The following is a 24,616-nucleotide window of genomic DNA, read 5'->3' as shown; positions in this document are numbered from 1 at the left end:
TCCTTGTGATGGTCTCGTTGGTCCGGCTTTGATCGGCCGGCTTTTCAGTGGGCGGGAATGACGGTGGCGTTTTCCGGCTTGAAGGCGATCGCGACCGGCGCATCGACCGGAAAGGCGCCGGGCGGATACTTGTCGACATGGGCTTCGAGCGCCAGCACGCGTCCATCCGGCAGAGCGACCGAAAGATGCGAGATATGCCCGACGACGTCGAAGCGGCGGATCCTGGCATCGATGACATTGCCGTCGGCGGCCTGAGCGATCGCTTCGCGGCCGCCCTTGTCGAGCGCATGCACCTCGATCGCTTCCGCAGGGATCACGACACTCACCGCGTCTCCGTCGGCGACCGCGCCGTTGGCATCGCCGGTGAGAAGGCCGAGCGGCGTGTCGACCATGACATGTCCCTTCTCGTGGCCCTTGACCGCACCCTTGAAGATCGTGTTGCGGCCGATGAACTGCGCGACGAAAGGCGTGTTGGGCCGCGTATAGAGCTGGTGCGGCCGACTGATCTGCTCGATCCGGCCCTGGTTCATCACGACGATCCGGTCGGACAGCGCCAGCGCTTCGGACTGGGCGTGGGTGACGAAGACGAAGCTCACGCCGAGCTCGCGCTGAAGCAGCTTCAATTCGCTCTGGATCGTCTTGCGCAGATTGGCGTCCAGGGCGCCGAGCGGCTCGTCGAGCAGCAGGATATCAGGCTCGACCACGAGGCCACGCGCAAGCGCGATGCGCTGTCGCTGGCCGCCGGAAAGCTTGTCGCATCGCTTGTCGGCGATGCCCTCGAGGCCGAGCTTTTCCAGGATACGATCGACCTTTGCATTCCGCTGCGCTTTCGGCATGCGCTTCACCTCGAGGCCGTAGCCGATATTGCTGCGCACCGTCATGTGGGGGAAGAGCGCGTAATTCTGGAAGATCATCGAGGTCGGCCGTTGTGCCGGACCGATATCGTTGATCCGCTCGCCCTTGATCATCAGATTACCGGAGGAGATGCTTTCGAAGCCGGCGATCATCCGCAGCGTCGTCGTCTTGCCGCAGCCCGACGGACCAAGAAAGGCGATGAACTCGCCCTTGTCGACGGCGAGGTTGAAATCGATCACGGCCGGCGTTCCGTTATCGTAGACCTTGCCGATCTGGTAAAGTTCGAGGTCATGTATCATGGCGGTCATTCCGGGTTGCGGGTGGAAGGACAGGCGGCCGGAGCCGCCTGCCAGTTGGCGCCTTCACCACATCGCGGATGGGGCGCTGGGAGTGACGCATCAGGCGCTGAGGAACTCATCCCACTTCTGGATGAGGTGGTCGTATTCATCCGGCCACTGGTGCCAGTAGGCAACGTTTGCCGCGCGGGTCTCGAGCGAACCGCCATCGCGCAGATCGCCCTCCTTGATGCCGCGCTCCGCCGCACCGACCCATGGCTTGCCTTCGTACCAGAAGGCGTATTTCTCCGGCGCCATCTTCTGCTTGATGTTGGTGGTCGGCGAATAATAGCCCTGTTCCGACACTGTGATGCCCGGTTCGCCCGACAGCCAGTAATCCGCATAGGCGACAACGGCTTCCTTGTTCGGCGTGCCCTTCAGCATGGTGTTGCCGATCGACCAGGCGCGATAGCCTTCCTTCGGGATGGCGTATTTGCAGGGTTTTCCCTGCGCCTTGACGGCCATGACGGCCGGCTGCCAGGCGTCGCAGACGACGATTTCGCCGGATGCGAGGAAATTGACGAGTTCGCCGAAATCACCCCAGAGAGCGCGAAACTGGCCGTCCTTCTTCTTCGAGATCAGGAACTTTGCGGCTTCGTCGATTTCCGCGGCGGTCGGATTTCCGGGATTCTTGACGTTGGAGAGGCCGAGCGTGTTCATCGCCATGACCGCCTGGCCGAAAGCCGTCAGCGGGTCGGTATTGAGACCGGACTTGCCCTTGTACTTGCTGTCGAAGATCGCCGTCCAGCTGTTGGCTTCCTCGTCGGAGAGCACGTCCGGATTGTACCCGACGGAGTTGAAATTGAAGACCGAAGGCACCATCCAGAGCGCCGTCTGCTTTTCGTCGGTCCAGATCTGGCCGACGATCTGCGCCTTCGGATCGAACCGCGGATCGGGCTTGGTGAATATCTCGCGGATATTCGACCAGCTCTTCAGACCCGAAGTCTCGATCGGGTCGGCATTGTCGGTCATCACGACCGAGGGAAGGCGCTCGCCAATCGTTTCCCAGACGTCATAATCCTTCGAACCGGAAAGGATGCGGGTCTGCGCATCCGGGAAGGTCGCCGCCGTGCCGGATGTCGTGCCAACGCCGCTGGCCGCCTTGAACTCGGCGAGGATGCGTTCCTGCACAGTGACCGAAAGGCCGATCGTGCGCAGCTGCTCGCCGGCAAGGCCGGTTGCCTGTGCATAGGCTGCCCGCGAGGAGAGGAAGTGTGTGCCGCCGCCGATGGCAAGCGCCATGGCGCCCGCGGATCGTTTCAGCAGCGAACGTCGATTCATGTCCATCGAAAGTGTCATTGTCGTTCTCCGGTTTTTTGTTCCCCAGAATGGCCTCCATGACCACCCATCGTTCTCGTCCGGCCTCGGCGTCAGGGCGGGATCGGTCCTGACGCACCCTCCGTCAGTATCGGCCCACGAGGAGCCCCCCATCCACGACCAGCGTCTGGCCGGTCATGTATCTCGCGTTGTTCGAGGCCAGGAAGACGATCACATCTGCAACGTCTTCCGGTTCGCCGAGCCGCCCCATCGGGATGAAGGCGCTTGCCGCTTCGGCGCCCTTCGGTCCCAGCGAATTTTCTTCCGAGAGAAGCTGTGCGGTGCGGATGTAGCCGGGTGCCATGCCGTTGACGCGGATGCCGTCGCGGGCAAGTTCGACCGCCAGGCCGCGTACGAGGCCGACAACGCCGGCCTTGGCGGCGGAATAATGCACATGTTCGTCCCAGCCGTAGGCGACACCCATGATCGACGAAAGCGCCACCACCGCACCTGATTTACGTGCCTTCATTCCTGGCGCGGCGGCGCGGACCACACGGAAGATGCCCTTGAGATCGATGTCGAAGGTCAGCTCCCACCTGTCATCGTCGAGCACATCGAGCGGCGCCTTGTGGGCGATGCCGGCATTGGCGATAATGACGTCAAGGCAGCCGTGGCGCTTCTCCACGCTGGCCACCGCAGCATCGACCGCCGATGTCGACCGGACGTCTAGCTCGATGAATTCGGCCGAGCCGCCCGCGGCTTCGATCTCCGCTACGGCAGCGCGCCCTTCGTCCTTCAGGACGTCGGTGACGATCACGTGGTCGCCGAGCTTGGCGAATGCCAATGCGGTCGCCTTGCCGATGCCGATACCGGCGCCGGTGATCAGCACGATGCGGGGTGTCGAAGAAATCGTGGTCATTGTGTTTTCCTGACTAGAGCATGACGTCGCCGGAGTTCGGGCCAAGCGTTTGGCCGACGAACAGGCTGGCGGCAGGCGATGCGAGAAACGAAACGGTGGCGGCAACTTCTTCCGGCTCGCCGAAACGGCCGAGCGGCAGCTCGGCGGCCTTGCGGACGCGCCATTCCTGCGAGAGTTCGCGCACCAGTGGCGTGTTGATCGGCCCGGGGGCGACGGCATTGACGCGCACCCCGCGGCTCGAGACCTCGCGGGCCAGCGATTTCGTCATGCCGATGATCGCCGCCTTGGCGCCGGCATAATGGACGAGCTCGATGCCGCCGATCTGGCCGAGCTGCGACGCGACGTTGACGATGACCCCCTCCCCGGCAGCGAGCATTGATGGCAATGCGAGCTTGGTCATCAGAAAGGTGCCGCGCACATGGATCGCAAACATCCGGTCGAAATCTGCGACCTCGAGGTTCTCGAACAGCGCCTGATGGACGATGCCCGCGCAATTTACGAGCAGTCGCGGATGGCCGAAGGCTGAGACTGCGACCTCGTAGACGCGCGCCGTATCCGTCTCGGCAGAGACGTCGCCAGCCGCCGCTGCCGCCGTGCCGCCGGCAGCGGCGATCTCCTCGGCCACCGCTTGCGCGCGGTCGAGGTGGAGATCGTTGACGAGTACGGCATAACCGTCCTGCGACAGCCGGGTTGCGATTGCGCGGCCGATGCCGGATCCTGCCCCCGTGACGATAGCTGCAGGTATCGACATCACGCCTCCTCCTGGATCGCGACACGCTTGGCGCGGCGTATGGAAAGCATCATGAGGACGGCGTAGATGCCGAGCAGCGCAAAGGAGAAGATCGTCGTCAGCACGCCGAAGGCGAAGACGTTTGGATGCACCTCCACAGAGAAGGTTCCGTAAATGGCGAGTGGCAGCGTCAGGTCGCGGCCGGATGCGAACAGCGTACGCGAGAATTCGTCATAGGACAGGGTGAAGGCAAAGAGCATGGCCGAGAGCACGCCCGGAAAGATCAGCGGGAACGTCACCTTGCGGAAGGTGCGTGCCGGCGACACGCCTAGCGACCACGACGCCTCCTCCACACTCTGGTCGAAGCGGTTGAGGATCGCCAGCATGACGAGAAAGGCGAAGGGATAGGTGTAGACGACGTGCAGCACGAAGGCCGTTCCCCACCAGTGCCGGTCGATGCCGAGCGCATTGGCGACGAGCGCCATGCCGAGCCCGACCAGAACGCCGGGGACCATCATGCCGAGAACGATCAGGTAGAAGACGACGCCTGAGCCGGGGAAGCGCCGACGGAAGGCCTGCGCCGAGGTGACGCCGAGCACGGTGGAGACGATCATCGTCATCACCGAGAGTACGAGCGAGCGCACCAAGGCTTCGTTGATCGGCAGAGGTGCGATGCGCGATGGCGGCGTCAGGCCGAAGAGATGCTTGTACCAATAGGTCGACCATTCGATGATCGGGAATTGCGGTCCGCCTTCCGGTCCCGTCTGGAAGGATAGAATAGCGAGCACCACCATCGGCGCGTAGAGAAAGACGAGGAAGAGCGCCGTGTAGATGCCGAGGGAGAACTTGATGCCACCAGCCTGCATGTCAGAGCTCCTTCCTGAGGTCGACGACGCGCAGCAGCGCGGCGACGACAATGCCCATGAGCACGGTGAGCACGACGCCGACGACGGCAGCGAAAGCCCATTTCAGCGACCCGACCTGGGTAACAATGATGTTGCCGAGAAGGTTCACCTTGCGGCCGGAGAGGGCCGCCGCCGTCGCGAACTCGCCGAGCACCATGACGGAGACGAATATTGCACCGACCACCACGCCCGGCATGGTGAGCGGCAGGATGATGGTGCGGAAGATGCGCCAGAAGCCGGCACCGAGATCCTGCGCCGCCTCGATGACGCTCTGGTCGATGCGGCCCATCATGAAGGCGATAGGCCCGACCATGAAGACACAATAGATCTGCGTCATGCCGATGATGACCGAGAGCTCGGAAAACAGCAGCACCTCGATCGGCTGGTTGATGATGCCTAGACCCTGCAGGATGAGATTGATCGCCCCCTCCTTGCCCAGCATCGGCCGCCAGGCGAGCACGCGGATCAGGAAAGAGGTCCAGAAGGGGATGACGCAGAGAACGAGAAGTGCCGTCTGGATCGTCTTGTTCTTGACGAAGAGACCGACATAGAGCGCTGCCGGGTAACCGACGACCAGCGTCGAGACGAGCACGATCAACCAGATCCTGACGGTCGTCCACAGAGCGCTGAGATAGGTGTCCGTGGTAAAGAAGGTGACCCAGCTCTTGATGGTGAGATCAGGCGTGATCTTGAAGGTCGTCTGCGTCCAGAAGGACACGTAGACCATCATCATGATCGGCGTCACCAGGAAAAGCAGCATCCAGATGACGCCCGGCGCCAACAGCCAGAGCGTCTTGCTGGATGCCTTCTTGACCGGTTTCACGACGCTTTCGGTCTCGGCTGTTGTGGCACTTATCGACATCAATCAGTCTCCCGTCCCGCGTTGTGCGGCAAGAGTGTCAGGCGTAAACGAGGGCATCCCGGCGCTTCCAGACGAGCGCGTAGCGCGAGTGAGGCGTACAGGACGGCGGCTTGCTCCGACTGAGGTGCGATTCCACCTCGAAGACGCGGCCGTCATCGAGCGAGAAGAAGGAGTTGATCGCGGCGCCCGAATATTCGTCGGCGACGAAGGTCGCCTCGATCTTCACCTCGTCGTCGCCGACCGGCGCTTCGGCCGGGCGGATCGCGACACGGTCGTAGCGGATGGCGTAACCCGTGCGGTCATCGCGGAACTGCGGCTGGTCGTCGAGTGGGAAGGTACCGTAAGGCCCGAGGAAACTCTCGCCGGCGAGCCGGCCTTCGAAGAGATTGTAGCAGTTGAGGAAGCCCGCTACCGACAGCGATTTCGGTCGGTTGTAGATCGTGTCGGCGTCTGCCGCCTGCGCAATTCGGCCGCTGTCGAGCACCAGCACCATGTCGCCCATGGCAAGCGCTTCGCTCTCGCTGCCGGTCACGTGCAGGAAGGTAACGCCGCAGCGCTCGCGGATCAGCCTGAGTTCGCCGCGCATGCGGGCGCGAAGATTGGCGTCGAGCGCGCCAAGCGGTTCGTCGAGCAGCACCAGCGACGGTTCGGTGACGAGCGTGCGTGCCAGTGCCACGCGCTGCCGCTGGCCACCGGAAATCTGCGCAACGCCGCGATCCTCCAGGCCCGACAGACCGACAAGCGCGATCATGTCCTTGACCCGGGCCTGCACGATGGCGGGATCGGTTATGGGGTTTTCGACACGATTTTCCAGTCCGAAGGCAATGTTTCCGGAGACCGACAGATGCGGAAAGAGGGCAAAATTCTGGAACACGAAACCGATGTCGCGCAGATGCGGCGGCATTGTCTCGATCCGCTGCCCCTTGAACATGACCGTGCCGAGGTCCGGCTGCTCGAAGCCGGCGATGACGCGCAACAGTGTCGTCTTTCCCGATCCGCTCGGCCCCAGAAGAGAAACGTAGCTGTCGTTCGGCAGCGACAGGTCGATGCCGGCGAGCGCGTTCAGCACACCGTAGGTCTTGGTGACACCTGCGAGCTTGAGAACCGAAGACAAGAGCCTCTCCATTTGGCGCCAGACACGGATCGCCCGCCCTGCCGTCGCGCCTTGCGAAACGGCAGCCGGAACCGTTCGTGTGCAGCAAAGCACGCGGCGGAAATCGATCGGCAGTCTGGCGTTTTTTGTCGTTCACCTCAGGAATGCTTCTGGCGGCATCCCTATGCTGAATTGATGACATAAATGATTTTTGTATTCAATAGACTTTTGTCTAAAACAACCGGCCTTTTGGATACGTCAACGCGCGGCGGCACTGGATGAGAGGAAGGGCGAACAGCGACGCATCCGAAGCCGCGTCAAACCTGCGCAGTTTTTGAGCATTTTTCCGCTGAAAATCGCGTATTTCTGCACCAAATGCGCGGTTGTCGTGCAGCGGCTCGCGCCGTCTAGACCATTTGCAACGCAGAATGGTCGGGATGGCCGTGATGCACCACATCGTTCAGCACCACCTCACAAATGCAATTTTGGTATGCAAAAGACATTTATTTTGCCATAGTCTGAACTATCAAAATGGACTAAAGAGAATTCCCGCTTTATTGCCATCCGCTCTTGGATGGAGGATGCCCCGCCTCATGATACGCAATCTCCCAGCACAGACGGCCCAGCGTCGGTACGAGATTGCCGAGCACATCCTGCGAGACAATATCGTCGGCGGGCGGCTGCCGCTGGGTCTGGTTCTGCTCGAGGGGCCGATCGCCGACATTCTCCAAACGTCCCGCGCACCGGTGCAGCGCGCCCTGCTTCGTCTGGAGGCGGACGGCCTCGTCCACCGCTTCCAGGGACGTGGCTTCCTGGTCGGTCCGCAGGATGCGGGTCTCGTCCCAAACCGCACTGATATCAAGTCCCTCGGCCTTGTCATCGCCCAACATGCCGACGAGGCGCTGCAGAGCCGCTCGTCCTGGGCGCGCATCTACAATACGGTGGAGCGCGACGTGGCCGGCTGCGTCGTCTTCGGCCAGTACCGCATCATCGAGATTGAGCTCGCCAATCATTTCAAGGTCAGCCGTACGGTTGTACGCGACGTCCTGAGCCGTCTGCAGGAACGTGGCCTCGTCCGGAAGAACCAGAGTTCCCACTGGATCGCCGGCCCGCTCACGGCCCAGACGATCAAGGATCATTTCACGCTCCGACGCATGCTGGAGCCCTCGGCGCTCAAGGCTGGCGCTACTGCCGTCGACCGCGAACGCCTGACCGAACTCTTCACCCGCCTGGCCGGTCTCGAAGCTTCGCAGCCGGTCGACCACCTGGAGAAACTCGAGGAGCTTCAGGAACAGATGATCGACATCTGCGTGCTGACGACGTCGAACGAGAAGACACGGGAGCTGATCCGCAACAACCTGCTCCCCGTCAACGCTGCCGAGCGGCTGCTGCGTCATCTCGGCCTGCCTGATGATCCGACCGCCATTACCGAGATGCGGCTTATCGTCGAGCTTCTCATGCGCGGCGCCGTCGACGCTGCCGCCGCCATGCTGGAGACGCATCTCGACGCCTCCATGAAGCGCATGATCGCCCAGATGAAGATCGTCGCCATCATTCCCGGTCCGAGCGTGACCGCCGATTACCTGACGCGCGTCGAGTGATCGGCCAGCCATCATCGTCACCTCATGATAAGCTTTGGCGGAGACGGTCGAGCAGCTTCGCCTGATCGGCCCTCGCCTTCAGCGCCTGGTCCATCGTTACCTCGACGAACCGCGCCGGCGTATGCGGCTGCAACTGACCGATGAGGTCCATGTCCGCCGAAATCACCGTGCCGACCATGAAGTAGCCGCCGCCCGAGACCGCGTCGCGATGGAGGATAATCGGCTCCGTCCCGCCCGGCACCTGAATCGAGCCGTAGGGGTAGCAGCTATCGACGATGTTCGACGGATCGGAACCGGCGCCGAAGGGCTGCTTGCGGTCAAGGAACTCGAGCTTGCGCCCGCCACGAAAGCGGTAGCCCATGCGGTCGGCCTCAGGCGCCACTTTCCATTCGTCGGCGAAGAAGCTTGCCTTGGCCGCATCGGTCAGCCGGTCCCAGTAGAGCCCCGGCAGTACGCGAAGCTCCGCCGGCGTTGCTACGTTACGGCGCAACTCTTCGGCGACGCTTTTTCCGTCTTCGGCAAGGTCGGCTTTTCCGACAGGCAGTTCGTCACCGGCCATCAGTGCCCTGCCCTTGTAGCCGCCGAGTGCACCGATCGGATAGGTGGACCGGCTGCCAAGCGCTTCCGGCACGTCGATACCGCCTGCGACCGCAATCAGGATGCGCGCGCCGGATTTCAGGAAGTCGAAGCTCAACACCTGGCCCGCCCTGACCTTGAAAGCGGTCCAGCCGGGCTGCGCCACGCCGTCGACCTTGGCCGGCATGTCGGCACCGGTGACGGCCACGAGCCGATCCTCGGCAAATTCAAGCTTTGGCCCCATGAAGACCGCCTCCAGACCCGCTGCCCCTTCCTCGTTGCCGACGAGCAGATTGGCGGCACGCATGGCGTAGCGGTCCATGGCACCACCGATCGGGATGCCGAGGTGGAAATAGCCGGGACGGCCGAGATCCTGGACGCTCGTCGATAATCCCGGGTGCAGCACCTTAATGGTCATTGAGAATGCCCTCCAGTGCGGCGTTGTAACCGTCGATGTCCTTGCTGAATTCGCGCAGATCGAACCGGACCTCACGGATCGGCGGGCTGAAGAGCCTTTTGTCGACCTGCTCGACCGCCGTGTCGTATCTGTCGCGATCGACCGGCTTGAACTTGACGATGTCGCCGGGACGGAAGAACACCATGAAATCGCGCAGGTAACTCGTTTGCTGCGTCGGGTCGAAGATCGGCATCGGCGTGACGCCGAACATCTGGTAGCCGCCGGCGCCACGCACCGAATAGATGCAGCTAAAGCAGCCACCATGGCCGACCGTCAGTTTGGGCGTATCGGTGCGTGGCCTCAGATATTTCGGCACTTCGATCTGCCGCTGCCGCTCTACCATCTGGTACATGAAGGGCAGCCCAGCCACGAACCCGACCATCGACACGAACCAGGGAGAACCGGCATGTGCGGTAATGAAATCGTCGACGCCGCCGTAGCCGTTGATTTGAGCGGCATAGTCGAGATCCGTTCCGCCGGGCTCCTGATGCCTCTCACGAAAACGCATCAGCGTCTCATGCGTCCACGGATCATTGTAGAAGACCGGGATCTCGATAATGCGGGTCTTCAGGACCGGCTCGGAATTTTCCGCCACGCCCTCGATCGCCTTGACCTCCCGCAGGATGTCGTCCGGCTTGATGAGATCGGGATTGAACCTCACCTGGAACGACGCGTTGGCCGGGCAGATCTCGCTAACACCCTTGATCTGGCTTTCCCGGACCGCTCTCGCCATGGACAGGCTCTTGAAGAATGCCTCTAGCGACATCTCGTTGCTGCACTCGACGAAGAGGTGTTCGTCACCGCCAAACGTATATCGTGCGGGCATCAGGCAACCTCCTGGGTCCGGCCGGCCAGTGCGGGAAAATCCTGCTCCAGCCATTGTTCGAGAAAGCGAGTGTGAACGGCACCCTTGGCGACACTTGCGTCACGGGCGAGTGCCAGGTGCATCGGCACTGTCGTCGGTACGCCTTCGATCGCCAGTGCTGTGAGCGCCGTGGCGAGCTTTTCGAGGCAGGTCTCGCGTGTCTGCGCGTGCACGATGAGCTTGCCGAGCAGGGAATCATAAAAGGGCGGGATCGTGTAGCCTTCATAGAGCATCGTATCGAAGCGGATCCCTTCTCCTTCCGGGACGGACAGCAACGTGATCGTGCCCGGCGATGGCTGGAAGGCCTTGAATGGGTCCTCGGCATTGATGCGGCACTCGATCGCATGGCCGCGGGCCACGATGTCTCGCTGTGCGACCGACAGGGCCGCACCACCCGCGACCTTGAACATTTCCTGCACCAGATCGAACCCGGTCATCATCTCGGTCACGGGATGCTCGACCTGGATGCGGGTGTTGACCTCGATGAAATAAAAGGCGCCCGTTTCGGCGTCGTAAAGATACTCGACCGTGCCGGCGCCGCGATAGCCGACCTCGCGCGCCAGCGCCACGGCGCTCATGCAAAGCCGTTCGCGCATGTCGGCAGGCAGCAGGAAGGCGGGTGCCTCTTCCCACACCTTCTGGCGCCGCCGCTGCAACGAGCATTCGCGTTCGAAGAAATGCACGAAATTCCGTCCGTCGCCGAAAATCTGCACCTCGACGTGTCGGGCGCGGCGGATGACCTTTTCCATATAAAGTCCGCCGTCGCCGAAGGCGGCCAGCGCCTCGGCCGAAGCCAACGGAAACTGCTGCTCCAACTCAGCGATGTTGCCGACGATCCGGATGCCACGTCCGCCGCCGCCCGCCGCCGCCTTGATCATGACAGGAAAACCGATCTCGGCTGCGAGCAAACGCGCGTTGTCGAGCCCGGCGACCCGCCCGTCGCTGCCGGGCACCGTTGGTAAGCCCGCACGTTTTGCCACCTGCCGCGCCGCCACTTTGTCACCGAGCGTGCGGATCGCATCGCCGGGCGGGCCGATGAAGATCATGCCGGCATCGCGCACCGCATCGGCGAAGTCGCCGTTTTCGGACAGAAAGCCATAGCCCGGATGCACGGCATCGACGCCGGCCGCCTTGGCGGCGGCAATGACCGCCTCGATGTTCAGATAGGATTTCTTGGGCGCCGGCGGGCCGATGTTTACCGCCTCATCGGCCAACTTCACGGCCAGCATGTCCGTGTCTGCTGCGCTATACGCCTGCACGGTCCGGATGCCGAGCGCCTTCGCCGCCTTGATGACGCGAACCGCAATTTCCCCGCGATTGGCGACAAGCACCGAGCCGATCGTCATGCTACGACCTCCGCGATGACCTGTCCGGCCATGACAGGCTCCTCATTGTCGACGAGGAAGGTAATCGCCTTGCCGGCAACACCGGCTGGAACCTCCTGGAATGTCTTCATGACCTCGATGACGCCGATCGTATCGGCCTCGGTGACATCGTCGCCATCCGCTTTGAAAGGCGGCGCATCCGGCGCGGAAGCCCGGTAGAAGGTGCCCGGGAGTGGTGAACGGATTTCAATCTTGCTCATGGTCGGTCTCCGCAAAGTCTAGTGGCCAAGGATCTGCGACACCGGCGCGATCCGGATACCGGCGCCGACCAGCAGCTCGCGCACGCTTAGAACGATATCGAGCGCGCCGAGCGTATCGGAATGAAAGCAGATGGATTCAAATTCGATGTCGATGTCCTTGCCCGTGACCGTGCGGACCTTGCCCTCCTGGCAGGCGCGCAGCACTTTCTGGGCCAGCACCATCGGATCGGGACGGCCGGCATCGCGGGTAAAGACGATCGAGCCGCTGTCGTCGTAGTCGCGATCTGCATAGAACTCGCGCACGACCGGCTGTCCCGCATCAAGCGCTGCCCTGTGCGTCGCCGAGCCGCCCATGCAGAAGACAAAGGCGTTGGGCGAGACGGTGCGCATATACTGGACGAAGATCTGCGCCAAATCCGGATTGACCGCCATCTCCATGTAGAGCGCTCCATGCGGCTTGACATGCTGCACCGGCACGCTGTGGCGGCGGGCGAACTCGCGCAGAGCCCCCACCTGATAGATGATGTCGTTGACGAGCTCCTTGCTGCTGCCGACAATCTTGCGGCGACCGAAGCCCTGCAAGTCGTTATAGCCGGGATGGGCGCCGACCCCGACGCCATGGGCGGCGGCAAGTGCAACGGTCTCGTTGATGAGATTCGGATCGCCGGCATGGAAGCCGGTGGCGATATTGGCCGAGCTGATGTGGGAGATCAGCAGCGAATCCTTCGTATCGCCGATCCGCCAGCGGCCGAAGGCTTCTCCCATATCGCAGTTGATGTCGATGATGCTCTTCAAACTGTCTATCCGCTTTTGTCCCTTGGTAAAACGCTACGCGACAAAACAGGATTTGAAAAATTCAATTTTTAGGTCATCATTATCGATAAATCAGATACATGCGCCTAAATCTCAGGCAACAGATAAGTGGTAGAGTTCAATAGCTTGGCTAGATTTCGCCTCTAATGCGCGAGGCTCGAGCACGAAACAAATGCACTCGATCAGATTTATTTACGCCGATTTCAGATATTTCGATGGGAGATATAGACGATGAGCCTCAGCTTCCGGCAGCTCCGCTATTTCGTCGCAACGGCCGAACAGGGACAGATTTCCTATGCGGCCACACAGCTCTCGATATCGCAGTCGGCAGTGACGACTGCAATCAAGGAGCTGGAAAAATCGATCGGCGTTTCTCTTTTCATCCGCACGCCGCAGGGCATGGAGCTTACCGCCGCCGGCCGGCAGTTTCTTTCCTATGCTTACGAGATCCTCGCCAAGGTCGATGAGGCAACGCATCTGAACTATGTTAGCGGCGATCTCGAAGGAGATCTGACGGTCGCAGCAACCTACACCGTTATCGGCTATTTCCTGCCGCTCCACATCGAACGCATGCGCCGGCTCTATCCCAAGCTCCGAATCCAACTCTACGAGGTGAACCGCGAGTTGATCGAGGAAGGCCTGCTTGCCAACCGCTACGACATTTCGGTGCTGCTGACCTCGAATATCCTCAACAGCGCCCTCACCACGGAAACGCTTTTGCGGTCCATCCGCAGGCTTTGGGTGCCGGCACAGCATCCGCTGCTGAAGCGCGTGGGCGTCGGTTTGCGGGATATCGCCGAGGAGCCCTATATCATGTTGACCGTAGACGAGGCGGCCTATTCATCGCTGAAGTACTGGAGCACGACGCCCTATCAGCCGCGGGTGATGCTGCGCACCTCGTCGATCGAGGCCGTGCGCTCGATGGTTGCCAACAGCCTCGGCGTCGCCATCCTGTCTGATATGGTGCACCGCCCCTGGTCGCTGGAGGGCCGGCGGATCGAGACCGTCAATATCAAGGATCCCGTGCCACCGATGGACGTTGGTCTCGCTTGGCGCGCCAATATCGAGTTCACACCCGCTATGCATGCCTTTCGCCGGTATTTTCAGCAGGCATTCGGCCTGCCGGGTACCAATGCATGAGTTTTGCCCTTTCAAGCGACCATGTCAGTGAGCTGAGCTGCCGATCCCGTCCGAAGGCGTGGAGTTTTAGCGGAAACATCTTTGCGGTTTAATTCAAGACCTCGACCTAGACGGAGAAATTCAATGGCTCGCGATCTGTCGGAAGAGCGTGGAGATCGGCGGTGACGGCCCGCGCGGCGGTAGTTTTCGCATGGGTGGAAGGACCGCAGCACACACAGGCTATGCTTCTATTGAAACACCAATGGCTCTAGTGTTCGCCTTGAACCAACCCGAACCGCCGCCACGCGACTCCTTTTGGAAAAGCCACTGGAGCTACTCACGATTTGCGGAATATGCGCGTGAAGCCACCACCGTGGGTGAAATCGTTAATCTGGCCACCTGAGGTGATCGAGACAAATCTTCGCTGCTAAAGCTCTCGCAAAGGAAGCTTATTGAAGCCAGCTGCAATCCGAGGCGACGGAGTTTACAGGGCGCATGTGGTACTGCTGACTCTCCCTATATCGGCGGCTCCGCTAATGCACTACGCTGAACGCACGGTACGGCTAGCATATAGGTCCTGGAGTTGTTGTTGTTTCAAGGCATCTTGTTTGGGTGCGACACCGAAGGCTCGCGAATATTCTCGACTGAACTGAGAAGCGCTCTCATATCCGACTTTGTAGGCGGCCTCGGCGACACTCGCAGCTTGGGTTGCCATGAGTTGGCGCGCCTCCAGTAGGCGAAGTTGTTTCTGAAACTGGAGAGGTGTCATAGCTGTCAGCGCCTTAAAATGTTGATGAAACGATGACGGACTCATCCGCGCAATTTCAGCCAGTTCTTCCACCCGATGCGTTTCTGCAAAATTGGTATGCAGGACTGATACAGCTCTGACGACGCGCTCAATGTTCGACTCCGGCAAGGCCAGCTTGCAGATTTCGCCGCCATGCGGCCCGCTCAACAACCAGTAGCAGATCTCCCGGACGATCGAAGGTGCCAAAACAGGAATCGCTTTCGGTGTCGCCAGCAACCGAACGAGACGAAGGATGCAATCTTCCAAGGGCTGATCGACCTTCGCGACGAAGGCGCATGGACCTGATGCGTCCGACTGCAGAGGGAGCGCTTCTAATTGTTCGAGGAGTTCCCTTACGGCCGCCACATCAAAGTCGACCATGACGCCAACATAAGGCGTTGCAGCGCTGGCCTCGACGATTCTTCCGGTCGCAGGGACCCCGACACTGACGACCAAGCATTCCATGGTGCGGTAGTTGAGATGCTCGTCGCCAAATTGCAGCTCTTTCGCACCCTCCAGCACCACGCAAAGCGACGGCCGATAGATGTTGCGCATGGGCATCATCGACTGAAACGAGCGGACGATATTGAAGCCTTCTATGGCCGTCGGAAACAGGCCCTGCCCGCCACCTTGGTCTTCAATGTAGGCCGTTACGGCTGATAGCAATGGAGAATTCAAACGGGGCTCCGGCTGTTTCAGAGGCCACGGTAAGACGTGGGTCCTCGCCGGCATCATCGCCTCTCCTGCAGGAATAGGCAAGTTTCTTGAAGGTTCGGGCATTCTGGTCATTGGACACTCCATCTAGCTTAAGGGTGCAACCAAGCGAGGAGTGAACCTCAAGATGACAGAAATCGTCGCCCGGTCAATAGATCCCTTAGAGACACGAGCGCCGCCCATTGCGTCCAACAGGGAATACGTAACAGGCCTGCGGATGGCCGCCGTATGCATTGTGCTTTTGCTGATCAACGCGTTCTCCCAGATCGATCGAATATTGCCGTTCATCCTGGCGGAAAAGATCAAAGCGGATCTGGAACTGACCGACACGGAGATGGGCCTGCTCACCGGCCTTGCGTTTGCCGTCTGCTACGCACTCCTCTCATTGCCGCTCGCCCGAGCGGCAGATCGGGGGTCTCCCCGGCTCGTATTGGTGTCCTGCGTCCTGATCTGGAGTGTCATGACGACACTCGGCGGTTTTGCCGCCAGTTTCATGTTCCTCGCCCTCACACGTTTCGGCGTTGCGTTCGGGGAGGCTGGCGCAGTGCCGGCAGGTCACGCTCTCATCGTCCGCAAAATTGGCCCGGAGCGACGCGGTCTGGCAATCGGCCTGTTCGCAATGGGCATCCCGTTGGGCACCATGGTGGGCTTTGCCGCCGGCGGCGCGATCGCAGATGTTTTCGGCTGGCGCGTCGTTTTGATCGGTGCTGGAGCTATTGGAATCCTGATCGGGCTGGTGACCATCGTTGTTGCCGGTCCCACCCCTCCACTTCCGACAACCGCCTCTCGCAATGAACCCTTTCTGCAAACCAGCCTTGACCTGTTATCATCCCCGGCGTTCCGCTGGTTGTTCGCGGGCACTATTTTCCTGGGCTTCGCAGGCGCGCCTTTCTATGCCTTCTCCATACCGTTTCTGATCCGCACCCATGGTTTTACCGCGACGGAGGTCGGCGTTTCGTTCGGCATGTTGCAAGGGTTGATGGGCATTATCGGGACTTTGGGCGGCGGACGCTGGTTTGATTTCGCGGTTCGCTCAGGCACCGGCAAGGTGCTCGGCCCGCCGGCAATTCTGTTCTTGATCGCCAGCGTAACGACAACTGCGGCGCTGTTTGCACCGACCGGCTGGATGGCCATTGCACTCTTCGTGCCTGGAATGCTGTCATTTTCATTCATGTTGCCCTGGGGCTTCGGCGCCGCGCATCTGATCGCCGGTTCTGGACGTCAGGCGCAGGCGACCAGCCTCGTCATGATCGGAAGCGGCCTCCTCGGGCCTGCACTTGGCCCTCTGATCGTTGGCATTGTCAGCGATGCTGCCAGCGCAGCCGATATTTCAAACGGCCTCGGCCTTGGCTTGTTGATCGTGCCTTTGTCGACCATGCTGGCAGGCATCACTCTCCTCATCGCAAACCAAAGGGTTGGCGCCTTCCTTCGCCAACCCTGACCGCAAACCGCCGCTGCCGGCTGAACACTCGAAACTTCTTAGGAGATATTCCAATGTCCAACACAGACAATTCCCGGCGCACGTTCCTCGCGCTGGCGGCGGCCGTGCCATCCGCCATCGCCATGAGCGGCATTGCATCGGCCCAATCGTCAGATAGTGGCGCTATCGCTCAACCAAGTGACAAGCGTGGTGCGATCGTCACTGGCTCTTCCCGCGGCATTGGCGCCGCGACCGCACGACGCTTGGCGCGGGACGGGTATGCTGTGACGGTGAACTATCTGACGAACCGGGATCTTGCCGAAGCGGTCGTTCGTGACATCGAGGCGGCTGGCGGTCGTGCCATCGTTCGTCAGGGGGACGTTGCAGACCCGGCCGCGGTCAAGGCGCTATTCGACGCCAATGACGAGGCGTTCGGCGGCGTGGACGTGGTGGTCAACAATGCCGGCATCATGAATGTCGGTCCGTTCGCTGAAATGACCGACGCGGCCTTTGACCGGATGATGGCCACCAACGTCAAGGGAAGCTTCAATGTCCTGCGCGAGGCGTCGCGACGGGTCCGCGTTGGTGGCCGGATCATCAGCCTGAGCTCAAGCATCATCAAAATGAGCCCTCCCGGAACGGCAGCTTATGCCGCAACCAAGGCGGCGCAGGAGATCTACTCAAACGTTCTCGCCAAGGAACTGGGCGGCCGTAACATCTCGGTCAATGCAATATCACCAGGCGCTGTCGATACCCAACTCCTGCGCCAGCACGGGGAGGAAGCGCTTCGCGGCATACCCGAAGCAACGCCGCTTCGTCGGCTGGGCCAGCCCGAAGATATCGCCAATGTCATAGGGCTCCTCTGCTCGCAGGACGGGGCGTGGATCGATGGCCAAAACGTCTTTGCAAACGGCGGTATCGCATGACGGATGACCGCTGCGGCGAACTTGCCTCGCAGCCAGCAGGATCGCACCCGAATATTCGCCGTGGATGCAGCGAACGCGTGAGGTCGCGGCAAGCCTATAACGCGATCGAATAGGCTCGGGCCCCGAACCGTCCCGGTCCGGATGCGCGAAAGGTCGCCTCACCCCATGGCGGCCTCCTGTCCGCCGAAGACGCGCCCCTGAACAATGCGTCTTCGGCGGGCGATCTTGTCCCACCAGAAACAGAAGGATTTGCTGATGTCACAGCCGTGGACACTTGACGATATGCCGTCTCAAAAGGGCCGGACGATCCTGATCACCGGCACCGGAGGTCTGGGCTTCGAAGACGCGCTTGCGCTGGCTCGATCTGGCGCCGACGTTATCATCGCAGGACGCAATCCGACGAAGGGTGCCGAGGCGATCCGTCGCATCAAGGAACAGGCGCCCCAAGCATCGGTCACTCTGGAGATTGTTGATCTCGGCAACCTCGCTTCGATCGAGGCGCTTGCGAAGAGGCTGAAAGAAACCCGCGACCACATCGATGTGCTCATCAACAACGCCGGCGTGATGACGCCGCCGACGCGTCAGACGACGAAGGATGGTTTCGAACTGCAATTCGGCACCAACTATCTCGGCCACTTTGCCCTGACGGGCCACCTGCTGCCGCTGCTCAAGCTTGGACAAGCCCCACGCGTCGTCACGCTTTCCAGCGTTGCTGTTAGAAGCGCAAGCGCCGCAATCAACTTCGACGATCTGCAATGGGAGCGGCACTATAAGCCGATGCTTGCCTACGGTCAGTCGAAGCTGGCTTGCTTGATGTTTGCTTTCGAATTGCAACGGCAAAGTGAAGAGGCAGGCTGGGGTGTCACCAGTATCGCTGCCCACCCAGGCGTGTCGCGCACCGATCTGCTTCACAATGCCCCTGGGCGCCACAGTGCTCAAGGCCTCCTCAGGACGTTCTTGTGGTTTTTATTCCAGCCCGTTGCACAGGGTGCGCTGCCGACGTTGTTTGCAGCCACGTCCCCAGAGGCCCGAGGCGGCGGCTATTACGGTCCCGATAGGCTCAGCGAGACCCGTGGACATCCAACGGAAGCACAAATTCCGCGCCGGGCGATGGAAAAGCATGTGGCGCACAAGCTGTGGGAAATCTCGGAAAAACTCACGGGCATTTCGTTCAATGCCCAGGCTCCCACTCCAGAGCTCTCTGGCCCAGGCGCGACAACGATCGCGCGGGAGGGGTAAGAGATGGACCCGCTCGGAAATCTTGTCGACTGGATTGCGATATACGGCATATTCGGTCTCTTCGCGATCGGTCTGGCGGAGCGTTTCTTGCCTGCCCTGCCCTCCTATGGCGTTCTCGTCGCCATCGGTATCGCGGCCGACGACGAGGTCTGGTCGCTTCAAACTGCCGTCATCGGGACGACGGTCGGAAGTTCCATTGGAGCACTCGGTCTCTACCTTCTCGTACGAGCAGTCGGCCAAAAGCGGTCTAAAGCGCTTCTTTACTCGGTGAGCGGATGGATGGGTATGTCGCGGCCGCGTATCAATTGGACATTGTCCTCCCTGCGCGACCGGGAACAAGCGCTGACGATCCTGTCGCAACTCATTCCCACTGTGCGGCTGATCGCGCCGGTCGCGGCGGGGCTTTTGGGCACAAGTACGCTGCGGTTTGTCGCTGGCGTAGCAGTCGGCATAGTCTTGTGGAACGGCTTGTTCATCGCCGCAGGTTATCTCGCTGTTTTGGTCATTCCGGGTATCAATTCATCCGCGCTCGCACTGAAGATACTGATCCTGCTTGTTGTCGCAGAGGGACTTGTGGCCTTGGTATGGCGGCTTCAGCGACGATATGCGGTGCGCGTTACTCCGGGAGCCAGCGAGCGATGACGAACGGGACTGCTGATGCCTTTTTGTTTTTTCGGGCGTGGCTTTCCGCTCCCCTTCGCGTCGCCTCGGTTACGCCATCAGGACGCGCGTTGTCTTCACTCATGACGACCGAAATTTCTGCGGACACAGGCACAGTCATTGAGCTGGGTCCGGGAACAGGCGTTTTTACGGAAGCATTGCTGAATCGAGGTGTCGCTGAAGAAAATCTCGTGCTGGTCGAGTATGGTGCTGAGTTTGCCAACCAACTTAGCGATCGCTTCCCAACCGCAAAAACCGTCCAGATGGATGCTACACAGTTGCGCAAGTTGCCGCTTCATGCCTTTGCCCCTGTGGGTGCTGTCGTCAGCGGACTTCCTCTTCTATCGATGCCATTGCGCAAAGTGCATGCTATCCTGGAGGGGGCGTTCTCGCATCTTCGCCCGGGTGGAGCGTTCTACCAATTCACTTATGGCCCGCGATGCCCGATCGCCAGACCTTTGCTCGACCGTCTGGGCCTGAAGGCGACGTATATCGGCTGGACCTTCGCCAATATCCCTCCTGCGGCCGTCTACCGTATCAGCCGACGACGACCGCGGAGAACATTCGAACCGGCGCATCAGGATCTAATGTTCGATGGCCAGAAAGCTCCATCCTAGCGAGCAGCAGCTCCACCTGCATTGCTATTCCTGTTCCGGCTGAATCCGGCGAGCACCGGACATTCCAGTACAGCCTGAAGCATTCCTTCAGCACTCAGTCAATGGGATTACGCCTTGCCCTGCATCCGGTGATCGATGGTGCCGGTGATATGGTCCCAGCCAGAAAGCGCAATTTCCGCCACAGCATGGAGTTCATCGCGATCCGCTCCGTCGCGGGCGCGGATCGCCATCCCACTTTGCACCGTTTGCACGAATCTCGCCAGTTTGGTCGTGTCTGCCGTGGCCTTGAGGTCACCGTCGCTCTTCGCCCTGTCGAAGCGGGCCTTGAGGAGGTCGAAGCCGCCGGCGCGGGTCGCGCGCATGAGTTCGTCCAGTTCGGCATGTCCTTCGCTGCCCACGGTCGCGAGCGTCGCCATGCACCCATGGGGTAGATCGAGATCTCCACCGGTCATGGCGATCGCCGAATCCTGGAGAAAGAGCAGTGCGGCCTGCCTCGCTGTCGAAGCAGCCCTGAAGCGGGTCCAGACCAACCCTTCGTACGTTGTGTAGTAATATTTGAGCGCCTCCGCATAGAGCGCATCCTTCGAGCCGAAGGCCGCATAAAGGCTCTTTGTCCCGATCCCCATTGTTTCCGTCAGGTCCGCAATCGAGGTCGCCTCATAACCCTTGATCCAGAACAGCCGTGTCGCCGCTGCAAGCGCGGCTTGGCGGTCGAATTCCCGCGGGCGCCCGCGTGAGCGGCGGGTCGGCTCTGAGCGGTTGGGGTAGATTGAAACATCATTGTGCATCGACCACTGCATAAATCAGTTGACGACCATTTGCAATGCCGCTACCTATTTATGCATCGATCACTGCATAAAGGAAATGATGATGGAATTGCTTGGAAAGCGTGCCCTGGTGAATGGTGGTTCCCGGGGTATAGGTGCCGCGATCGCGATTGCGCTCGCCGAGAAGGGCGCAGATGTCGCGTTCACCTATCAACGCTCGGCAGACAGGGCTGCATCAGTGGCTCAGACGATCGTGGAAAAAGGCCGGCGCGGGCTTGCCATTCAGGCCGACAGCGCCGACCCGGACGCCATCCGTCGCGCCGTGAGCGAGACGGTGGACACCCTTGGAGGGCTCGATATTCTCGTCAACAGTGCCGGCATCGGAACCGGCGGCATGACCGCGGATCTGGCACTCGCCGACCTGCAGGCCATGCTTGACGTCAACGTTCGCGCGCCCGTCCTCTTCGCTCAGGCGGCGATCCCACATTTGTCATCCGGAGGCCGGATCATCTCGATCGGCTCCTCTCTGGCGGAGCGCGTGCCTTTCCCGGGCGTGACGACCTATGCCATGTCGAAGTCGGCGCTACTGTCCTTCACGCGAGGCCTTTCGCGCGAACTCGGGCCTCACGGCATCACCGTCAATCTTGTTCTCCCCGGTTCAACGGACACGGACATGAACCCGGCCAATGGCGAGAATGCCGATTATCAGCGGAGCCTCACATCGCTCGGCCGGTTTGGCGAGCCCCGCGAAGTCGCCAGCGCCGTCGCGTTTCTGGCAGGTCCAGGTGCAAATCTGATTACGGGTGCAGTTCTCAGTGTAGATGCAGGCTTCAACGCCTGATCTTGGCCTCGCGTTGTCCGGACGTCGTGTCTTACGGCATCCGGCTTTCAGCTCGTATCGCAACTGAACCCTATCCTCTCCGGCGGCTGTCTTCTGTCAGGTCACGAAGTCATACCGCCCGAAGCTTCCGTCACCGGTTTGCTTGATTTCGAGGAGCAGCGCTTCGTCAAACAGCCTATCTCCCGCATTTCTGGCCTCTCCGGGAAAATAGAGTTGAGTGGTGAGGACGCGCCCACCGGGGCGTTGAACCTTGAAATGGAAATGCCGCGTACGGCCGGGATAAAGCGCGGGCACGATAGTGTTGAACCACCAGCGCCCTTGGGAATTGGTGAACTGGTGTCCGCGCAGACGGAAACCCACGCTGTCATAGTCGCCGTTTTCGTCCGCGTGCCAGATTTCGACGAGACTGCCGCCGAGCGGCCGGCAGCGATTGTCGAGCACGAAACCCGCGACGGTTATTCGCTCCCCTCCGGGCGCATCCGGATAGAGATCCCGATTGACCGGTGAGTTCGGCTTGAAGAAGGGACCGGCTTCCCGTTCGAGCGTCAGCTCGTCTTCATTGTCACATGCAGGGGTGAGCGGCAGTTCGGGAGCGGCCCGCGCAAACGCGTTCATTCTCGCTACGTCAATAAGAGGGAGCGTCAGAAAGGCAGTCAGAAGCGAACGTCTGGTGGAAGGCAAGGCTGGCCTCCAAGTGATTTGTTCTAGGATGATGGCGAATTGGTCCAGGCGGCCTTACCCGTGCCGCTGCTGCGGTTCACAGGTTCTGTCGGTCGGCGGAATTCGCCGCTTCTCGCTATGCCTCAAGAGCATGCAAGCGCGCGGAAAGCGCCTGTGAAATAGAGGAATAAGCCGTGCTACCCAGCGCCAGCCGCAGTGGCGGTGTTTCGCTCTCGGCGGCCGACAGGATTGCGGCTACGGTGCGCGCCGCATCTCCCCTGATCTCGAAGCTGCCCTCAGCGATCGCCCGGCGAACGGCGCCGGCAGGGGTCTCATTGTAGGCATCCATCGGTGTTGCGCTGACGAGATTGGCTCCGAAATTCGTGCCGGTCGGTCCCGGCTCTGCGATAATGAAGTCGATACCGAAAGGCGCCACTTCCTGTGCCACGGCCTCGACAAAGTCCTCGATGCCCCACTTGGTTGCATGATAGAGGCTGAAGCCCGGATAGGCGATCTGCCCTCCTTCGGACGAGACCTGGACGATACGCCCGCCGCCTTGCCTTCGAAGAAAGGGAAGTGCTGCGCGGATCAGATGGATGGATCCAGCAAGGTTGGTGGCTATGTGCCGGTCGATCTCTTCGTTTGTGAGTTCTTCTGCAGCACCGAATAGGCCATAGCCCGCGTTGCTGACGATCACGTCTATGCGGTCATGCCGTTGGAATGCATCTTTCACGGCCGAGGCGAGGCTCTGCGGCTCGACCAGATCGAGCGGCACGATATCCAGGCGTTCACGGTATTCCTGCTCGAGTTGCGTTATCAGCGCCCCTGGACGGCGGATGGTTGCAACCACCGTCTGCCCCTGCGCGAGCAACTGCTGCGTCATCTCGAAACCTAGCCCGGACGAAGCGCCGGTGATGAACCATGTCTTTGGCATGTGATCTCCTCGTCTGTTCGTCTCCGAATGTAGACGTGGACGATTGGTGATATAAGATTGGCAATGTGAGATGAGATGGTGAGGATAAATCACGAATGGTGCGCCCCAGCCTGAACGATCTTGCCGCCTTCGCGGCGGTGGCCAGCCACCGGAGCTTCCGCAGAGCGGCAGACGTCATGGGCGTTTCGCGCTCGGCTCTCAGCCATGCAATCATCGGACTGGAGGCAAAACTGGACGTGCGGCTCTTCAACCGGACGACACGGAGCGTGTCGCTGACCCAGGCGGGCGCTCGCCTGCTCGCGCGCCTCGATCCGGTCCTCCAGGAACTCGATCAGGCGCTCGATACCTTGTCGGAGGAACGCGGCACCCCGAGCGGCACACTGCGGATTAATGCAAACAAGAGCGGCGCGCGCATTCTCCTCGCAGAGGTCGTGCCGCGCTTCCTGGATCTTTATCCCGACGTCGAGCTTGATCTTGTTTCGGAAGGTCGGCTCGTCGATATCGTGGAACAGGGTTTCGATGCCGGAATACGCCTGCTGGAAACTGTCCCGAAAGACATGGTCGCGGTGAAGTTCGGTGGCGACGTGCGTTTCATCGCCGTGGCAGCACCTTCCTATCTGGACGGGAAAGCAGGACCGCACACGCCCGACGATCTTTATGCGCATTGCTGCGTCCGCCAACGTTTGCCGAGCGGAAAGCGCTATCGCTGGGAGTTTTCCAAACGCGGCGCCGAAGTCGCGATCGATGTGCCGGGCAACCTCACACTCGATGACAATGATCTTCTCGTGCAGGCGGCGGCGGACGGGCGCGGTATTGCCTATGTCCCGGAATACTTCGCCCAGCCGTTTCTGGGGTCCGGTCAGCTGGTGACGGTACTTGATGACTGGTGCCCGCCGACGCCTGGTCTGGCCCTCTATTACCCGCGCAGCCGGCACGTCCCATTCCCGCTTCGGGCCTTCATCGACCTCTTGCGAGAGGTGGACAGAACACGATGAGGGGACGACGGTGAATGGCATCCGCCCCCTCAGATGGATGTGGTAGACCCGCGGCACCCATCGCTTTTAGCCCTTTCGCATTGC

General features: G+C 60.8%; 25 protein-coding genes. 9 read left to right on the top strand and 16 right to left on the bottom strand.

Annotation, left to right across the window (positions count from 1 at the left end):
* Positions 1–44: 44 nt before the first annotated feature.
* From ACR9ZQ_RS01855 to ACR9ZQ_RS01825, 7 genes are all read right to left on the bottom strand, one after another.
* A complete protein-coding gene (locus ACR9ZQ_RS01855) occupies positions 45–1,154 on the bottom strand; it encodes an ABC transporter ATP-binding protein (protein WP_481426703.1) in 1,110 nt (369 codons plus the stop codon).
* A 99-nt stretch (positions 1,155–1,253) separates the two neighbouring features.
* A complete protein-coding gene (locus tag ACR9ZQ_RS01850; protein ID WP_481426702.1) occupies positions 1,254–2,489 on the bottom strand; it encodes an ABC transporter substrate-binding protein in 1,236 nt (411 codons plus the stop codon).
* Between the two features lie 103 nt (positions 2,490–2,592).
* Positions 2,593–3,366 (bottom strand): SDR family NAD(P)-dependent oxidoreductase, encoded by a 774-nt coding sequence (locus tag ACR9ZQ_RS01845; RefSeq protein WP_481426701.1) that lies wholly within the window; start codon positions 3,364–3,366, stop codon positions 2,593–2,595.
* Positions 3,367–3,379: 13 nt separating this feature from the next.
* A complete protein-coding gene (locus ACR9ZQ_RS01840; RefSeq protein WP_310384195.1) occupies positions 3,380–4,117 on the bottom strand; it encodes an SDR family NAD(P)-dependent oxidoreductase in 738 nt (245 codons plus the stop codon).
* Positions 4,117–4,962: an ABC transporter permease gene (locus ACR9ZQ_RS01835; RefSeq protein WP_310384193.1), complete on the bottom strand. Its 846-nt coding sequence runs from the start codon at positions 4,960–4,962 to the stop codon at positions 4,117–4,119. Before ACR9ZQ_RS01835 ends, ACR9ZQ_RS01840 begins: the two co-directional genes overlap by 1 nt.
* 1 nt (position 4,963) lies before the next feature.
* Complete coding sequence (locus ACR9ZQ_RS01830; RefSeq protein WP_310384191.1) at positions 4,964–5,863, bottom strand: ABC transporter permease; 900 nt, start codon at positions 5,861–5,863, stop codon at positions 4,964–4,966.
* A gap of 37 nt (positions 5,864–5,900) precedes the next feature.
* The gene (locus ACR9ZQ_RS01825) at positions 5,901–6,989 is read right to left on the bottom strand and encodes an ABC transporter ATP-binding protein (RefSeq protein ID WP_481426700.1); all 1,089 of its coding nucleotides are present in this window, start codon (positions 6,987–6,989) and stop codon (positions 5,901–5,903) included.
* A gap of 548 nt (positions 6,990–7,537) precedes the next feature.
* Here ACR9ZQ_RS01825 and ACR9ZQ_RS01820 point away from each other — a divergent pair.
* Complete coding sequence (locus tag ACR9ZQ_RS01820) at positions 7,538–8,557, top strand: GntR family transcriptional regulator (protein ID WP_310384187.1); 1,020 nt, start codon at positions 7,538–7,540, stop codon at positions 8,555–8,557.
* Between the two features lie 22 nt (positions 8,558–8,579).
* Here ACR9ZQ_RS01820 and ACR9ZQ_RS01815 read toward each other — a convergent pair whose 3' ends face one another.
* From ACR9ZQ_RS01815 to ACR9ZQ_RS01795, 5 genes are read right to left on the bottom strand one after another with little or no spacing between them, the layout of a single operon-like run.
* Complete coding sequence (locus tag ACR9ZQ_RS01815; protein ID WP_481426699.1) at positions 8,580–9,551, bottom strand: 5-oxoprolinase subunit C family protein; 972 nt, start codon at positions 9,549–9,551, stop codon at positions 8,580–8,582.
* Positions 9,541–10,416, bottom strand: a complete 876-nt coding sequence (locus ACR9ZQ_RS01810; RefSeq protein WP_481426698.1) for a 5-oxoprolinase subunit B family protein — start codon at positions 10,414–10,416, stop codon at positions 9,541–9,543. Before ACR9ZQ_RS01810 ends, ACR9ZQ_RS01815 begins: the two co-directional genes overlap by 11 nt.
* On the bottom strand, positions 10,416–11,801 hold the full coding sequence (locus ACR9ZQ_RS01805; RefSeq protein ID WP_481426697.1) for an acetyl-CoA carboxylase biotin carboxylase subunit: 1,386 nt from the start codon (positions 11,799–11,801) through the stop codon (positions 10,416–10,418). The genes ACR9ZQ_RS01810 and ACR9ZQ_RS01805 overlap by 1 nt, the downstream gene beginning before the upstream one ends.
* Positions 11,798–12,040, bottom strand: a complete 243-nt coding sequence (locus tag ACR9ZQ_RS01800; RefSeq protein ID WP_310384180.1) for an acetyl-CoA carboxylase — start codon at positions 12,038–12,040, stop codon at positions 11,798–11,800. Before ACR9ZQ_RS01800 ends, ACR9ZQ_RS01805 begins: the two co-directional genes overlap by 4 nt.
* A gap of 18 nt (positions 12,041–12,058) precedes the next feature.
* Positions 12,059–12,835 carry a 5-oxoprolinase subunit PxpA gene (locus ACR9ZQ_RS01795; RefSeq protein ID WP_481426696.1) on the bottom strand — a complete coding sequence of 259 codons (777 nt, stop codon included), beginning with the start codon at positions 12,833–12,835 and terminating at the stop codon, positions 12,059–12,061.
* A gap of 249 nt (positions 12,836–13,084) precedes the next feature.
* Between ACR9ZQ_RS01795 and ACR9ZQ_RS01790 the strand changes: the two genes are divergently transcribed.
* A complete protein-coding gene (locus ACR9ZQ_RS01790; protein WP_481426695.1) occupies positions 13,085–13,993 on the top strand; it encodes a LysR family transcriptional regulator in 909 nt (302 codons plus the stop codon).
* A gap of 520 nt (positions 13,994–14,513) precedes the next feature.
* On the opposite strand, the gene ACR9ZQ_RS01785 is transcribed toward ACR9ZQ_RS01790, so the two are convergent.
* Positions 14,514–15,437, bottom strand: coding sequence for an AraC family transcriptional regulator (locus tag ACR9ZQ_RS01785; RefSeq protein ID WP_481427267.1), 924 nt, complete (start codon positions 15,435–15,437; stop codon positions 14,514–14,516).
* A 163-nt stretch (positions 15,438–15,600) separates the two neighbouring features.
* On the opposite strand from ACR9ZQ_RS01785, the gene ACR9ZQ_RS01780 reads away from it, so the two are divergent.
* The 5 genes from ACR9ZQ_RS01780 to ACR9ZQ_RS01760 all read left to right on the top strand — a co-directional run bounded on the left by ACR9ZQ_RS01780 (position 15,601) and on the right by ACR9ZQ_RS01760 (position 20,335).
* Entirely contained in the window at positions 15,601–16,914 is a 1,314-nt protein-coding gene (locus ACR9ZQ_RS01780; protein ID WP_310389899.1) for an MFS transporter, read from the top strand.
* A 53-nt stretch (positions 16,915–16,967) separates the two neighbouring features.
* Entirely contained in the window at positions 16,968–17,819 is an 852-nt protein-coding gene (locus ACR9ZQ_RS01775; protein WP_481426452.1) for an SDR family oxidoreductase, read from the top strand.
* Positions 17,820–18,074: 255 nt separating this feature from the next.
* Complete coding sequence (locus ACR9ZQ_RS01770; RefSeq protein ID WP_481426451.1) at positions 18,075–19,058, top strand: oxidoreductase; 984 nt, start codon at positions 18,075–18,077, stop codon at positions 19,056–19,058.
* Positions 19,059–19,061: 3 nt separating this feature from the next.
* Positions 19,062–19,700, top strand: coding sequence for a DedA family protein (locus ACR9ZQ_RS01765; RefSeq protein ID WP_481426450.1), 639 nt, complete (start codon positions 19,062–19,064; stop codon positions 19,698–19,700).
* Positions 19,697–20,335 carry a class I SAM-dependent methyltransferase gene (locus tag ACR9ZQ_RS01760; RefSeq protein ID WP_481426694.1) on the top strand — a complete coding sequence of 213 codons (639 nt, stop codon included), beginning with the start codon at positions 19,697–19,699 and terminating at the stop codon, positions 20,333–20,335. Before ACR9ZQ_RS01765 ends, ACR9ZQ_RS01760 begins: the two co-directional genes overlap by 4 nt.
* 107 nt (positions 20,336–20,442) lie before the next feature.
* On the opposite strand, the gene ACR9ZQ_RS01755 is transcribed toward ACR9ZQ_RS01760, so the two are convergent.
* Positions 20,443–21,123, bottom strand: coding sequence for a TetR/AcrR family transcriptional regulator (locus ACR9ZQ_RS01755; RefSeq protein ID WP_310389908.1), 681 nt, complete (start codon positions 21,121–21,123; stop codon positions 20,443–20,445).
* Between the two features lie 79 nt (positions 21,124–21,202).
* On the opposite strand from ACR9ZQ_RS01755, the gene ACR9ZQ_RS01750 reads away from it, so the two are divergent.
* Complete coding sequence (locus ACR9ZQ_RS01750) at positions 21,203–21,943, top strand: SDR family NAD(P)-dependent oxidoreductase (protein ID WP_310390134.1); 741 nt, start codon at positions 21,203–21,205, stop codon at positions 21,941–21,943.
* A 96-nt stretch (positions 21,944–22,039) separates the two neighbouring features.
* On the opposite strand, the gene ACR9ZQ_RS01745 is transcribed toward ACR9ZQ_RS01750, so the two are convergent.
* Positions 22,040–22,624 carry a dioxygenase family protein gene (locus tag ACR9ZQ_RS01745; protein WP_481426693.1) on the bottom strand — a complete coding sequence of 195 codons (585 nt, stop codon included), beginning with the start codon at positions 22,622–22,624 and terminating at the stop codon, positions 22,040–22,042.
* Positions 22,625–22,739: 115 nt separating this feature from the next.
* Positions 22,740–23,537: an SDR family oxidoreductase gene (locus ACR9ZQ_RS01740; RefSeq protein WP_481426692.1), complete on the bottom strand. Its 798-nt coding sequence runs from the start codon at positions 23,535–23,537 to the stop codon at positions 22,740–22,742.
* A 95-nt stretch (positions 23,538–23,632) separates the two neighbouring features.
* Between ACR9ZQ_RS01740 and ACR9ZQ_RS01735 the strand changes: the two genes are divergently transcribed.
* On the top strand, positions 23,633–24,532 hold the full coding sequence (locus ACR9ZQ_RS01735) for a LysR family transcriptional regulator (RefSeq protein ID WP_481426691.1): 900 nt from the start codon (positions 23,633–23,635) through the stop codon (positions 24,530–24,532).
* The last annotated feature ends 84 nt before the right edge of the window (positions 24,533–24,616 follow it).

Source organism: Rhizobium sp. KNZ14-9A (assembly GCF_056755015.1).
Note: the sequence above shows the minus strand (reverse complement) of the source record. Positions and strands in the feature narration are given on the sequence as shown.